The 13,727-nt window shown below is 72.8% G+C and carries 14 protein-coding genes; 8 read left to right on the top strand and 6 right to left on the bottom strand.

All coding sequences use genetic code 11. From position 1 onward, the window contains the following. Nucleotides 1–87 precede the first annotated feature (87 nt). Together OG570_RS31000 and OG570_RS30995 are read left to right on the top strand one after the other, a co-directional pair. Entirely contained in the window at nucleotides 88–2,217 is a 2,130-nt protein-coding gene (locus OG570_RS31000) for a hypothetical protein (protein ID WP_326952638.1), read from the top strand. A 47-nt stretch (nucleotides 2,218–2,264) separates the two neighbouring features. Beyond that, nucleotides 2,265–3,383, top strand: a complete 1,119-nt coding sequence (locus OG570_RS30995) for a S53 family peptidase (protein ID WP_326952637.1) — start codon at nucleotides 2,265–2,267, stop codon at nucleotides 3,381–3,383. 65 nt (nucleotides 3,384–3,448) lie between these two features. On the opposite strand, the gene OG570_RS30990 is transcribed toward OG570_RS30995, so the two are convergent. From OG570_RS30990 to OG570_RS30970, 5 genes are all read right to left on the bottom strand, one after another. Beyond that, nucleotides 3,449–4,084, bottom strand: coding sequence for a response regulator transcription factor (locus tag OG570_RS30990; protein WP_326952636.1), 636 nt, complete (start codon nucleotides 4,082–4,084; stop codon nucleotides 3,449–3,451). Nucleotides 4,085–4,087: 3 nt separating this feature from the next. Then, nucleotides 4,088–4,489, bottom strand: coding sequence for a hypothetical protein (locus tag OG570_RS30985; protein ID WP_247052611.1), 402 nt, complete (start codon nucleotides 4,487–4,489; stop codon nucleotides 4,088–4,090). A 45-nt stretch (nucleotides 4,490–4,534) separates the two neighbouring features. Next, the gene (locus OG570_RS30980; RefSeq protein ID WP_326952635.1) at nucleotides 4,535–5,749 is read right to left on the bottom strand and encodes a cytochrome P450; all 1,215 of its coding nucleotides are present in this window, start codon (nucleotides 5,747–5,749) and stop codon (nucleotides 4,535–4,537) included. Between the two features lie 165 nt (nucleotides 5,750–5,914). Next, entirely contained in the window at nucleotides 5,915–7,309 is a 1,395-nt protein-coding gene (locus tag OG570_RS30975) for an aspartate aminotransferase family protein (RefSeq protein WP_326952634.1), read from the bottom strand. A 117-nt stretch (nucleotides 7,310–7,426) separates the two neighbouring features. Next, nucleotides 7,427–7,921 (bottom strand): Lrp/AsnC family transcriptional regulator, encoded by a 495-nt coding sequence (locus tag OG570_RS30970; protein ID WP_326950464.1) that lies wholly within the window; start codon nucleotides 7,919–7,921, stop codon nucleotides 7,427–7,429. Between the two features lie 170 nt (nucleotides 7,922–8,091). Here OG570_RS30970 and OG570_RS30965 point away from each other — a divergent pair, with 170 nt between their 5' ends. Next, a complete protein-coding gene (locus tag OG570_RS30965) occupies nucleotides 8,092–9,465 on the top strand; it encodes an APC family permease (protein ID WP_326952633.1) in 1,374 nt (457 codons plus the stop codon). Here the strand turns inward: OG570_RS30965 and OG570_RS30960 are convergent. Continuing rightward, a complete protein-coding gene (locus OG570_RS30960; protein WP_326952632.1) occupies nucleotides 9,462–10,013 on the bottom strand; it encodes a copper resistance CopC family protein in 552 nt (183 codons plus the stop codon). The genes OG570_RS30965 and OG570_RS30960 overlap by 4 nt on opposite strands. A 127-nt stretch (nucleotides 10,014–10,140) precedes the next feature. Here OG570_RS30960 and OG570_RS30955 point away from each other — a divergent pair, with 127 nt between their 5' ends. From OG570_RS30955 to OG570_RS30935, 5 genes are read left to right on the top strand one after another with little or no spacing between them, the layout of a single operon-like run. Next, entirely contained in the window at nucleotides 10,141–10,623 is a 483-nt protein-coding gene (locus tag OG570_RS30955; RefSeq protein WP_326950467.1) for a hypothetical protein, read from the top strand. Then, nucleotides 10,616–11,836: a WXG100 family type VII secretion target gene (locus OG570_RS30950; RefSeq protein WP_326952631.1), complete on the top strand. Its 1,221-nt coding sequence runs from the start codon at nucleotides 10,616–10,618 to the stop codon at nucleotides 11,834–11,836. Before OG570_RS30955 ends, OG570_RS30950 begins: the two co-directional genes overlap by 8 nt. Beyond that, a complete protein-coding gene (locus OG570_RS30945) occupies nucleotides 11,833–12,480 on the top strand; it encodes a hypothetical protein (protein WP_326952630.1) in 648 nt (215 codons plus the stop codon). The genes OG570_RS30950 and OG570_RS30945 overlap by 4 nt, the downstream gene beginning before the upstream one ends. Next, nucleotides 12,473–13,165, top strand: a complete 693-nt coding sequence (locus OG570_RS30940) for a hypothetical protein (protein WP_326952628.1) — start codon at nucleotides 12,473–12,475, stop codon at nucleotides 13,163–13,165. The genes OG570_RS30945 and OG570_RS30940 overlap by 8 nt, the downstream gene beginning before the upstream one ends. After that, a complete protein-coding gene (locus tag OG570_RS30935) occupies nucleotides 13,162–13,725 on the top strand; it encodes a hypothetical protein (RefSeq protein WP_326952627.1) in 564 nt (187 codons plus the stop codon). The genes OG570_RS30940 and OG570_RS30935 overlap by 4 nt, the downstream gene beginning before the upstream one ends. Nucleotides 13,726–13,727 lie beyond the last annotated feature (2 nt).

Genomic DNA, 13,727 nt, shown 5'->3' with positions numbered 1-13,727 from the left:
TAACTTCCGGCAGGTTCGGGAACCGGGCTCAACGGTCCCGGCGACTGGCTCGTCGTAGTGGTGATCAACCACCACACGGAGGCGCCAGTGCGAAGAACTCTTTCGGTGTTCGCGGTCCTGCTCGCCGGCCAGGCGGGGCTGACCGGGCTCGCCCCGCCACCCGCGAGCGCGACGACCGCGGCGGCCACCGCCACGCTCATCACCGGTGACCGGGTCACCGTCCGGACCGCTCCGGACGGCCGGGACACCTTCGACGTCCAGCCCGCCGCGGCCAAGGGGATGGCCCGCGCGCTCGTGCACCTGCGCCTCGGCGGGCGGGACTACGAGGTTCCCGGCACCGCGCTCCCCTACCTCGGGCGCGGGCTCGACCTGAGCCTGTTCGACGTCAAGGCGCTGCTGGCCGGCGGGCAGGTCGCCGAGGACGTGTCCGATTTCGGTGCTGCGCTGGCGAAGCAGTTCAAGGAGGACAACGCCCGCGGCCGCTTCGGCGGGCAAGGGCTCTTCGCCGGCGGAGCGAGCTTCGCGCTCAAGGGCGTGAAGCAGCCGAAAGCGCAGCCACGGTCGGTGATGCGCACGGTTTCGGTGGACGCCAAGGACATCGGCGGAAAGCCCGCCGACACCGGGATCGCGTTCCTCTACAACACCGACGACGGCAACGTCCTGGATCCGAACGAGAACTACAACTACTTCGCCGGGGGAACCGCGAAGTTCAGCGCGCCGGACGGGAACTACAGCGCGCTCGGCGTCTTCTGGACCGCCGACGCCGACGGCAACCCGACCGAACTGCGCTTCAGCGCGCAGCCCGAGTTCGCGGTGAAGTCCGACACCACCGTCCGGGTCGACGCGAAACGCGCCACCAGCAAGCTGACCTGGGTGACCCCGCGGCCCGCGCTGCTCGACGACACCGGGTTCCTGTTCCGCCGGGCCGCGAAGACCGGGCCCGCGCTGCTCGTCGACTTCGACGCCGGTCCCGGTGTGCCGATCTCGGTGTCGCCGACGGCGAAACCCGTCACCACCGGGGCGCTGCAGACGTACCCGTACAGCCGGCTCGTGTCCCCGCCCGGACCCGGCACGCCGTACGAATACGTGCTGCAGAAGGCGAGTGCCGGCACGATCCCGCAGCAGCGGTACGTGATCACGGCGAAGGACGTCGCCACGGTCGACGCCACCTACTACAGCGAGTACGCCTCGGCCGGCCTGCGGCAGCGCAGCGGCATGTTCGCCTTCGAGGACACCAGCGGGCGGCCGTCGCACCCGATCGACCTGCCGCGGCGGCAGACCGAGTACGTCTCGGCCGCACCGGACCTCGTCTGGTTCGGCGGGTTCTCGAAGTACGTCCTGCCCGGGCCGTTCCCCGGCTGGGCCGGCGGCCAGTACGAGGCGTTCCACGGCTACCGGGGCGGCACCGCCGTCACCGAAGGCTGGAACCGGTTCCCGTTGCACCCGGCCGGTGCCGTCGCCCTCGAGCCGCTGGACGACGCCACCGTGTACACCCAGCCGGCCGCGACGCGGGCCGGCGACCTGCTGCGGTTCGCCATCACGCCGTTCAGCGACAACGAGCCCGGCCACACCGGCTTCGGCTACTACGGCGAGTCGCGCGACACGATCACCGGGCACTACACGCTGACCGAGGACGGCACGACGGTCGCCGAGGGCGACCCGGTCGGCGGCTTCGCGCTCAACCTGGAACAGGAGGTCGGCGCCGGGCCGTCGACGCTGGGACTGACGCTCGACGCGGGCCGCACCGGCCCGATGTACCACCAGAGCACGGCCACCCGCACCGAGTGGACGTGGAAGTCGCAGCACGTCGACGGCGTCGCCCTGCCGCAGGCGCTGTACTGCGCGCGCGGAGCCGACGGGCCGGACCGGTCCTGCACGGTCGAGCCGCTGCTGACGCTGGGGTACGCGGTCGGCGGGCTCCGGGCGGACGGCTCCACCGCGTCCGGGCCGCAGGGTCTCGACCTCACCGCCGGGCACCTGCAGTCGGCCGCCGCGAGCGCGATCACCGGGGCGACCGTGCAGTACTCGACCGACGGCACCACCTGGCAGGACGCGGCCGTCACGGCCCGCGGGAACGGCGTTTACCACGCGGATTTCGCCGCGACCACGGACACCTTCCGCGGCACGGACGTCTCGCTGCGGGTCACCGCGTCCGACGCCACCGGGGCGACCATCGCGGAGACGATCACCGCCGCCTACCACGTCTACGCATCTTGAGGGGAGTGTCCACTGTGTCCATTCGAAAGCTAGGCGTACTGACCGCCGTGTGCGCAGCGGCGATCGCGCTGGCTCCGGCCGCGGCCGCCGCACCCGGGCCGCGCGCGGCCTGTCCCGACGCGGGGCCGGGCGTCCTGCGCTGCCTCACCACTTTCACGCCGGGGGCCACGCGCGCGCTGGCCGACGGCCCGGTCGGCTGGGGTGCCGACGACCTGGCCTCGGCCTACCGGCTGCCTGCGAGCACCGGGCCCGACACGGTCGTCGGCATCTCGATCGCCTACGACGCGCCCAACCTGGAGGCCGACCTGGCCACCTACCGGGCGCAGTACGGCCTGCCGCCGTGCACCACGGCGAACGGCTGCTTCCGCAAGGTCAACCAGCAGGGCGCCGCGACGCCGTTGCCGGCGGCCGACTTCGGCTGGGCCATCGAGTCCACTTTGGACGTCTCGATGGTGTCCGCGGCGTGCCCGTCGTGCCGGATCGTCGTCGTGGAAGGCACCACCCCCGGGTTCGCCGACCTCGCCGAGACCGAGGACACCGCCGTCCGGCTGGGCGCGAAGGTGGTGTCGAACAGCTACGGCTCGCGGGAAGGCGGTGCGCAGCTGGCGTTCGCGAGCCACTACCGGCACCCGGGCGTGACGGTGGTGGCCTCTTCGGGCGACTCCGGGTTCACCGCGGCGAGCTACCCCGCCGCGCTGGCGACGACGGTCGCGGTCGGCGGGACGTCGCTGGCGAGGGACCCGGACTCCGCGCGCGGCTGGGCGGAGCAGGCGTGGGCCTACGGCGGCAGCGGCTGCTCGGCCTACGTCGCGAAACCGAAGTGGCAGAAGGACACCCACTGCGGCAAGCGGACGGTCGCGGACGTCGCGGCGGTCGCGGACGACCTGGCGATCTACAACACCGACGTGGGCGGCTGGCTCCCGGTGAACGGCACCAGCGCGTCGGCGCCGTTCGTCGCCGGGCTGTACGGCCGGTCCGGCCGCGCGGGGGTCGCGCAGCCGGCCGACCTCTACGCCCGGGCGTCGCAGTTCGTCGACATCACGGCCGGGAACAACGATCCCGTCGGCGGCGGCACGAAGTGCGGCGGCGACTACCTGTGCGTGGCCGCCCCGGGTTACGACGCCCCCACGGGCGTCGGCGTCCCGAACGCCCTCGGCGGGTTCTGACGAAGGTCGTGAGGGGCACCCTCAGGGCGTTTGTGTCCCTGAGGGTGCCCCTCATGGCAGGGCCGTCAGCGGCAGAGGCCGCGTTCGATGGCCAGCAGCCCGGCTTCCGTCCGGTGCGCGCACCCGAGCTTCTTCACGACCTGCGTGACGAGGGTCCGCACCACCGGCTCCGGCAGTTCGAGCCGCGTCGCGATCTCGGCGTTCGTCAGGGCCGAGCCGATGCCGACCAGCACCTCCCGTTCGCGCTCCGACAGCAGGTCCACCCGCGCCAGCCGCTCGTCGCGGGGGCCGGACAGGCGCGTCGCCGCGGAAACCAGGCGGCGGGAGGCGTCCGGCGAGAGGACCACGTGCCCGTCGGCCGCCAGCCGGACCACCTTGATCAGCTCGTTGCGCCGGGCGGAGCGCAGCAGGAACCCCGCCGCGCCGTCCCGCAGCGCGCGCAGGATCCCCGCCTCGGAGTCGAACGTGGCCAGCACGACCACCGCGGGGCGCCGGGAAACCGGACCCAGCGGCGCCAGGCGCGGGTCCAGCAGCACCACGTCGGGCAGCCGCCGCCGGAGGGTGGCCCGGGCCGCCGTCGCGTCGCCGACCGAGCCGACGACCTCGATGCCGTCCGCCTCGCCGAGGATCCCGCTCAGGCGGTCCCGCACGCCGGTGTCGCGCTCGGCCACCATGACCCGGACCGGTGGCGGTGGGAGCACCGCTCAGTCCTCGGGCTTGTCTTTGGCCCGCAGGCGGATCAGCGGCAGGTCGGTCCGCGACGCGCCGACCAGGTCACGCCCGCCCGGACCGCGCAGCCGCAGCTCCCGGAACCGCACCGACGACAGCTGTGCGGCTTCGATCGGGTAGACGTCGCCGTAGCGCTTGATCTTGTCGACCAGCTCCTTGCCGAGCAGCTCGACGAGCCCGGCGTGCCGGCTCGCGCCACCGCCGAACGGCACGTCCAGCTGCCGCCGCACCTCGGGAAACCGCTGGTCGAGCTCGACGGCCAGCTGGTGGATCGTGACGAAGGCGGGGCCGAAGTCCTCGGCCTCCGGGCCCGGTGGGATCTCCTTCAGCACCTTGACGAGCTTGTCGTCCATTCCGAGCTTGTCCCACAGGGCCATGCTGTCCTGACTTTCCGGTGATAACGGCGTCGAAGCCGCTTCGGTCTACCAGAGGACCGGCACGCGGTCCACTCCCCCGGTGACACGATTCGTCCGGACCTCCAGTTCATCCACCCCGACGGCCAGCCGCAGCCCCGGGAACCGGCGGAACAGCGAGCCGAACACCACCCGCAGCTCGGTGCGGGCGAGGCTGGCGCCGATGCAGAACCAGCCGCCGTGGGCGAAGGCGACGTGCCCGTTCGGCTTGCGCTCCGGGTCGAACGTCGCGGCGCCGGGGAACACGGACTCGTCGCGGTTGGCGGCACTGATCGACAGGACCACGGCGTCACCGCGGGCGATCGCCGCGCCGCCGAGGTCGACGTCGTCGTGCGCGTACCGCAGGAGGCCGAGGCCGCCCGGTGCCGACATCCGGAGGATCTCTTCGACGACGCCGTGGACGCGGCCCTCGGGGTCGGCGACGAGCGCGTCGCGCTGGGCGAGGTCGGTGAGCAGGAACAACACGCCGAGGTCGATCCGGTTGGACGTCGTCTCGTGGCCGGCGAACAGCAGGCCGGCGGCGAGCCGGGCGAGGTCGTCGTCGCTGAACGCCGGGTCGTCGGCCTGGGCGCGGACCATGTCGGAGACGACGTCCTGGGTGGGATGGCGCCGCTTCGCCGCGGCGAGGCGGCCCATGTACTCGGCGAACTCGTCGAGCGCGGCGTCGGCGCCGGTCCCGATGTCCGTGCGGCCCATCCGCTCCGAAAGCACCCGGAACGTGTCGCGGTCCTCGTACGGGACGCCGAGCAGCTCGCAGATCACCAGCACGGGCAGCGGGAACGACAGCAGCTCGTGCAGGTCGACCGGCTCCCCGGGGTGCTCGGCGCGGGCCCGGTCCATGGCGTCGAAGCAGCCGTCGGCCAGTTCCTGGACGTGGCCGGCCAGCCGTCGCATCCGGTTGGCGGAGAACGACGGGACCAGCATCTTCCGCATCCGCGCGTGCTCGGCGTGCTCGGTGTCGTGGTCACCCTGCGGCCGGCTGAGGATCGCCGCGTCCGACAGTGACGACGCCTCTTCCGGCGCGGGGTGCGAGCGGCCGAACCGCGGGTCCGACAGCACGGTCCGCACCTGGTCGAAGCCGGTGACGAGCCACGCCGGGTCACCCACCGGCGTGGTCACACGCACCACCGGCCCCTCGCGCCGCAGCACGTCGTAGAGCGGAGCGATCTCCAGGACGTTCGGCCGCGCGAACGGCAGGCGCGGGGTGTCCGTGGTCGCGGTCATCGAGGATCCTCCCGGGTGCGCGGCCGACGGCACGAACGGACGGGCCGGTGACGGCCGCTCCCCCGGTCCCCTGCGATCCACGGTACCCAGCCGGGCGGCCGGCGGCCCGCCTCGTTGCCCGTCCGGGCTAACCGGCTCGCACGAACACGACTTTTCCGGCGGCGGCTAGAGCAGCTTCCAGGCCTGGGTCAGGGTGTCGCGCAGGATCTGCTCCATCTCGTCGAACTGGTGCTGGTCGCAGATCAGCGGCGGCGACAGCTGCACGACCGGCTCGGCGCGGTCGTCGGCGCGGCAGTACAACCCGGCCTCGAACAACGCGTCCGACAGGAAACCGCGCAGCACGCGCTCCGACTCGGCTGCGCTGAACGTCTCCTTGGTCGCCTTGTCCTTGACCAGCTCGATGCCGTAGAAGAACCCCGCGCCGCGGACGTCGCCGACGATCGGCAGGTCGGTCAGCTTGTCCAAAGTGGACCGGAACGCGGACTCGTTGGCCAGCACGTGGCCGTAGAGGTCCTCGCGCTCCATCAGGTCGAGGTTGGCCAGCGCCACCGCGCACGACACCGGGTGCCCGCCGTAGGTCGAGCCGTGCATGAACGTCGTGGCGCCGCGGGTGAACGGGTCCATCAGCCGCTCGCTCGCGAGCACCGCGCCCAGCGGCGCGTACCCGGACGTCAGGCCCTTCGCCGTCGTGATGATGTCCGGCTGGTAGCCGTAGCGCTTGGCGGCGAAGTCGTACCCGACCCGGCCGAACGCGCAGATCACCTCGTCCGACACCAGCAGGACGTCGTGCTTGTCGCAGATTTCGCGGACGCGCTCGAAGTAGCCGGGCGGCGGGACGAAGCAGCCGCCGGTGTTCTGCACCGGCTCGAGGAAGACGGCGGCGACGGTGTCCGCGCCCTCGAACTCGATCGCCTGCTCGATCTGGTCGGCGGCCCAGCGGCCGTAGGCGGCGTAGTCGTCGGCGTGCTCGGTGGCGCGGTAGAAGTTCGTGTTGGGCACGCGCATCGTGCTCGGCACCAGCGGCTCGAAGTCGGCCTTCGCGCCGGGGATGCCGGTGATCGACAGCGCGCCCTGCGAGGTGCCGTGGTAGGCCAGCGCGCGGCTGATCACCTTGTGCTTGGTGGGTTTCCCGACGAGCTTGAAGTACTGCTTGGCCAGCTTCCACGCCGTCTCGACCGACTCGCCGCCGCTCACGGTGAAGAACACGCGGTTGAGATCGCCGGGCGACGCGGCGGCCAGCCGCTCGGCCAGCTCGATCGCCGACGGGTGCGCGTGACCCCAGAGCGGGAAGTACGCGAGCTGCTTCGTCTGGCGCGCGGCGGCTTCGGCGAGCTCCTCGCGGCCGTGGCCGACCTGGACCGCGAACAGCCCGGCGAGCCCGTCCAGGTACCGCTTCCCGCGGGCGTCCCAGATGTAGGCGCCTTCGCCGCGCACGATCACCGGGACGTCGGTGGTGTCGTAGGCGGAGTGGCGGGTGAAGTGCATCCAGAGGTTGCTGCGAGCGGACTGGGCGAGGGCCGCGGCGTCGACGGTGGCGGCCGGGTCGGCGGTTGTGGTCATGGCTCGGTTATCGCACGCGCCATCGACGTTGCGCAAGCGATCCGGTCGCCGTCACCATCATCAACAACTAATTATCGACTGAAGGTGCGATCTTGCCTTCGGATTCAGTCGTCACGGTCAGCGAGTGCCCCACTGGTAGGTCTGTTTCCGCAGCTTGAGGTAGACCATCGCCTCCGCGTGCCGGACGCCCGGCAGTGCGCGGATGCGCGTCGAGATCAGCTCGAGCAGGGCTTCGTCGTCGGCGCAGACGGCTTCGCAGAGCACGTCGTAGCGTCCGGCGCAGAGGATCACGTACGCGATTTCGTCCATCTCGGCCAGCGCGTCGCCGACCGGCTCGAGCGGACCGTCGACGGTGATCGCGATCATCGCTTGCCGGAACAGCCCGACCTGCAACGGATCCGAGACGGCGACGATCTGGATGACGCCGGAGTCGGACAGCCGCTGCACCCGCTGGCGCACCGCGGCCTCGGACAGGCCGACGGCCTTGCCGATGGTCGCGTACGCGCGCCGGCCGTCCTCCTGCAGTTGCGCGATGATCTGCCGCGAGATGTCGTCGAGCACCGGCGGTGCCGGCCGACTGGGGGTGTCCTGGCTGCTCACGCCCGGGATCATCCCTGACGCGGGCGACGCGAGGCAAACCCGGCGATTCGATCACGGATGGTCACTAAATGCGAAGGCCGCCGACCGCCTGAACGACGAAATCAGTCGAATTTCTGGCGTTGACAACACCGAATCAGTGCTGTTCCATCCGTCGCACCTTGCCCCGGCCGGAGGGAACGCCCATGCCCCGCACCCCTGTCCCGCCCAGCACCGCGACGGCCACCACCCCCGCCGGACCCCGCTCGCTCACCCGCTCCATCGGTGTCGGCGGCGGCACGCTGCTCACGCTCAGCTGCGTGACGCCGGCGTCGTCCCTGTTCGTCCTGGTGCCCCCGCTGTTCGGCGACCTCGGCACCGGCACCGCGCTCACCATCACCCTCGCCGTGCTGCTCTGCGTCGGCGTCGCCTTTTGCTACTCCGAGCTGGGCACCCTGGTCCCGAGCGCGGGCGGTGAATACGCCATGGTGACCACCGTCGCGAACCGGTTCGCCGGCTGGCTGACGTTCATGCTGTCGGTGATCGTCATCCTCGTCGTGCCGCCGATCATCGCCATCGGCGTCGCGGACTACCTCGCCGCGGCCGTCGCCATCGACCCGTCGGTGGCCGGCGCGATCGTGATGCTGGCGGCGACCGTGATGGGTCTGCTCAACCTGCGTTCCAACGCCTGGATCACCGGGATCTTCCTGGTCATCGAACTGGTCGCCATCTTCGTCGTAGCGCTGCTCGGCTTCACGCACACCTCACAGAGCCCGGCCGTGCTGGTCAAGCCGAGCCTCGGCACCGGCGGGATCGGGCCGATCGCGGTGATCGCCGGGCTCGCCGTCGCGTTGTTCGTCGTGCAGGGCTTCAGCACGGCCGTCTACCTCGCCGAGGAGATGCGGGAGCCGCGCCGGACCGTCGTCCGGACGGTGTTCTGGACGCTCGGCGTCAGCGCGCTGGTCATCCTGGTGCCGGTCGTCGCGATCACCCTCGCCGTGCCGGACGCCGCGGCGCTCGCCGGGCTCGACCTGACCGCGCTCGTCACGAGCTGGAGCAACTCGGGCGTCGGCGTCGCGATCAGCCTGTGCATCGCGGCGGCGATCGTGAACGCCGTGATCGTCATGGTCATCCAGAACTCGCGGGTGCTGTTCGCCTCGGCCCGCGATCGGGCCTGGCCGGAGCCGGTGAACCGCGTGATGAGCGTGGTCGGGCGCCGGTACGGCTCGCCGTGGGTGGCGACGCTGGTGACCGGGCTGTCCGAGGCCGTCCTGTGCTTCGTGCCGGTGGACACGCTCAACGGCGTCACCGGGGTCGCCGTCGTCGCGCTCTACCTCAGCGTCGCGGCCGCCGCGCTCGGCGCCCGCCGGGCCGCGCACCGGAAGCCGCACGTGTGGCGGATGCCGGCGTGGCCGGTCGTGCCGGTGCTCGCCGTCGCCGCGCTGGTCTACATCCTGGTCGAGCAGAGCGCCCTCGACCTGGGCATCACGGCCGGGGTGCTGCTGGTGGCGGCGCTGTACTGGTGGGGCTACCTGCGCCGGCGTCCGGAACGGTGGGTCGTGACGGTGCCGCAGGACTAGGCCTTCGGGCCGCCGCCGCGCAGGAAGCGCAGCCCGACGACGATCACGGCGAGCAGGCCGACGACGGCGACCACGATCCAGACCCAGCCGGGGAAACTGCTGGTGTCCACGCCGACGACGGGGGCCTGCGAGGTGGGCGCGGCCTCGGTGATCGCCGCGCGTGTCGCCGGCGCCGCGGTAGCCGCGGCCGTGAGGGTGAAGTGGAGAGTGCCGGTGACGTTGTCGCCGTCCTTCGCGATGACCTTCCAGGTCAGCGTGTAGGCCTGGGCGGGCCCGGCCGGCGTCACCGGCGCCGTCACGACGTTCCCGGCCGCCACCGGGGTGCTGACCGGCCAGGCGGTGCCGTCGCGGCCGGTGATCTTCACGGCGTCCGGCGGCAGCGTGACCGGCTCCTCGAACGTGAGCTGGACCTGCGACGGCGCCTCGGCCAGCGACGCGCCTTCCGCGGGCGAGCTCGACGTCAGCTCGGTGTGGGCCGACGCCGGCGGCGTGCACAGCAGGAGTACGGCGGCGGAGGCGAACACAGCGGTCAGGGCGCGGCGGATCATTCGGACATCCTGCCCTATCCGGTTCGTGCACTGTTCGTGTCCACCTGTGCAGCGGTGGGGGTGTCGCTGGTCTCCGGGCCGCCCATTGGTCAAAATGGACGCCTGGGTGGCGTAGGGAAGGACCTCCATGGCGACAGTGCGCGACGAGGCCGACGCGCGGCGGCAGCTGCGCGCGCAGCAGCGGCAGGAGAAGCAGGACCAGCACGAACCGCGGGAGAAGGCCTCGACCGTCGCGAAGCCGGAAGGCGTCGGCTCGGCCACGCTCGTCGCCGACGGCGGTGACGTGCTCGCGCTGGACTACGCCGAGATCGCCGCCGCGCAGAAGGCCCTCGACGAGCGGTACCAGGAGGTCGCCCGCTACCTCGGCAACGCCCAGGACCTGGGTACCCCGCTCGCCGACGGCAAGGGGCCGGTCTCGCACTGGATGCGCGCGTCGTTCGGGCTGCGCGGGGGCGCCGAGGCCGGTGGCGTGCAGACGGCGTTGCTGTCCTACCTGACCGAACTGGCTTCGCTGCGGCAGGCGCTCGACACCGTCGCCGCTTCGCACCGCCGTAACGACGAAGAAGCCGCCGCCACGCTGGCGGCGAGCGCGGGGGCGCAGGATGCCTGACTACCACTCGACGAACCACGAGCCGACGAAGCGCGAGAAGGCGAAGGCGCGGCGCGTCCGCCGGGAGAAGATCGCGAACCGGCAAGAGGACGCCTTCGGGCGGATCAACTGGGACAGCTACGACCACCGCGAGATGTGGGACATGGTCCAGTCGGCCGACCCGCCGAAGCTCGGTGAGCAGGCGCACCGGTGGGCCGAGCTCGCCAAGGGCGTCGACACCGCCACCGGCGACGTCCACGCGACGGTGCAGAAGCTGCTGTTGTCGTGGCGGGGACCGTCGGCGGCGCAGGCCGCGGACTCGATCCAGAAGCTGACCGGCTGGGCCGCGACGGCGGGCGAGAACGCCCGGAGCATCGGCGACGGCCTCGACACCTACACCTCGGCGATCGGCGAGGCCCGGCGGAAGATGCCGGAGCCGGTGCACTACTGGGCCGAGCGGTGGTTCCAGGAGGGCTACGCGGTCAAGCGGCTGGACGGCCCCGAGGGCACGTACATGCTGAACGACCTGCTGGACGACAAGCTCCCCACGAAGAAGCAGGCCGACGACGCGAAGGCCGAAGCCGTCCGCGTGATGGAGCAGTACGAAGGGGCGAGCCACGAGGTCCGGCACCGCCTGCCGCCGGCGTTCGACGCGGCACCGCAGGTGAGCGCGAACGGTGAGAACCCGGTGGCGCCCCGCGTGCCTCCCGCGCCCACGCCTTCGCCTTTGCCTTCACCCACGCCGTCGCCGTCGCCGTCTCCTACGCCTTCGCCCGGCCCGGACCGCGGCTCCGGCGGCCTGCCGGACGACTCGACGACGACCGCGGGTGTGCTGCCGGGCACGCTCACCGGGTCTGTACCCGGCGGGATCGGCGGGCTGCCCGGGCTTTCCGGTCTCGACGGCGTGATCGGCGCGGGTGGCTCCGGTTCCGGCTCGGTCCCCGGCTTCGCGGGCATGCCGGGCATGACGGGCAGCGGTGCCGGTGCCGGTGCGGGCGCCGGTGGGCTCGGCGAGGGCGAACGGGCGGGCACGGGCCGGTTCGGCGCCGGAACGTCCGGCTTCGGCCCCGGCACGACCGGCGGCCGCGGCTCGGCGGGCGGCTACGGCATGTACCCGCCCGGCCAGGGCGGCGCGCGGGGTGAGGACGACACGGAACACCGCGACAAGTACGCCGACGGTTACGACCTGCTGGACGACCTGCCCCCGGCCTATCCCCCGGTGTTCGGCGAATGACCGGGTTCCACGCCGACCCGGCCGCCCTAGACGCCCTTGCAGTGCGCCTGGAGGACACGGCCGACGAGTTCGCGGCAGCCGCGGCCGACGTCGAGGCGACGGCAAGCGGCGACCTCGGCCCGCAGGCGGTCGCGGCCGCACTCACCGCGCTGACCGGCGAGTGGTCAGGAAGGATACGAGCCGTGGGAACGGACTACGCGGCAACGGCGGACAGCGTCCACGCGGCGGCGAAGGCCTTCCGCGGCGCGGACGCGAGCGCGGCGGAAGCACTGGGCCGCATCACCGCACAGCCGGGCTCGGACGACCCCGGCCAGACCACAACGCAGCCCCACCAGCCTGCCGACGCCGGCCAGCCCACCGCCACCGCCCCAAGCCAGACCGCGGCACAGCCGCACTGGCCCGCCGACGCCGATCAAACCCCCGCCCCAGGCCAAACCACGACACAACCGCACTGGCCCGCCGAACCCGACCAGGGCCTCTCCACCGACCCAGGCCAGACCACCGCGCAGCCCCACCAGCCGGCCGACGCCGACCAGACCCTCAGCGACAACCTCGGCCAAACCCCCACCCGGCGCACCGACCCCGGCGGCGCCCACCGTTTCGGCCCGGCCGTTTTCGGCGATTCCGGCCGTGCCGATGGCTGAGTTCCGGGGTCTCGGCTTCGACCCCGTCCCCGGCAGCGCGGACGCCGTCGCCGAAGCGGCTCGCCGCTGCGTCGCGGCCGCCGCGAAGCTCGGCGACGCGCCCACGCCCGGCGAGATCCCCGAGTGGGCCGGCCGGTCCGCGCAGGCCCTCGCCGACCGCGCCGGGCGCACCCGCGCGGGCCTCGCCGCCGTGCCCGAAGCACTCCGCAAGGCCGCCGCCGTCCTCGACGACTGGGCCGGTGTCCTCGCGGCCCACCGACGTCAGGCCGAGGATCTCGACCACCGGGCCGGCACCGCCCGGCGCGTAGTCGTCGACGCCCAGGACGACGTCGAACGCGCCGAGACGACCGTCCAGTTCTCCCCCGGCGCGGAAGGCGAACTGACCGCGGCGCGCAGCCGGCTCACGGCCGCGCAACGGGACCTCGACCGCCTGCTGGACCAGGCCCGCGACCTCGAACGCGTCCACCGCACCGAAGCGGCCCGCGTCGCCGAACGGCTGCGGTCCCTCGGCGACGGCGCCCCACTGCCCAGCGCACCGGATTTCCGTGGCCTGGCAACACATCTCGACACGTTCTCCCAAGCCGGCCGCGATCTGGGCGTCACCGTCGCGCGGACGCCCGTCGCGCCGGTCACGCCGCCCGCCGGCGCCGTCGGCACGTTCACCGCGGCACTGGGTGGCCGGTGAAACTGCCCGCCGTACCCGGGATCAGCCCGGTGAGCCTGGCCTCGGTCGAGCGCACGACCGCCGAGCTGCACGCGCTGATGGTGCGGCTGCGCGGCCCCGACGCCGCCCGCGACCTGGGCCTGGAAGCGGCCGCCGTGCAGGCCGCCGAGATCGCCCACGAGCAGCGCGCGGGTCTGCTGGCGCTGGTCGAGCACCGCGACGCCGACCCCGCGCTGCTCATCGCCGGCGTCGTCGCGGTCGACGGCCCGCTCGACGAGACCGCCGCCGCGGACCTCGGCCACTTCGTCGCCGACAAGACGCCGGGCATCCGCGAGGTCAGCAGCGCCCGCACCGGCCGCGGTTACCCGGTGGTGATCGTCGAGCGGATCGGCCTGGCGGGTGCGCAGCTGCAGGCCGTCGTGCTCGACCCGGACCGCCCGCGCGCGGCCGTGTTCACCCTGCACTCCCCCGGCGGACGCGGCTGGCTGGAGGTCGCGGGGCTGGCCGGGACGCTGGTCGCGGGCGTCGACCTGACGCCGGCCGAACCCCGCGCGGGTGCCGCCAGAAGTGCGAGACGCTGATG

It is taken from the genome of Amycolatopsis sp. NBC_01286, from assembly GCF_035982555.1.
Classification (GTDB): domain Bacteria; phylum Actinomycetota; class Actinomycetes; order Mycobacteriales; family Pseudonocardiaceae; genus Amycolatopsis.
Note: the sequence above shows the minus strand (reverse complement) of the source record. Positions and strands in the feature narration are given on the sequence as shown.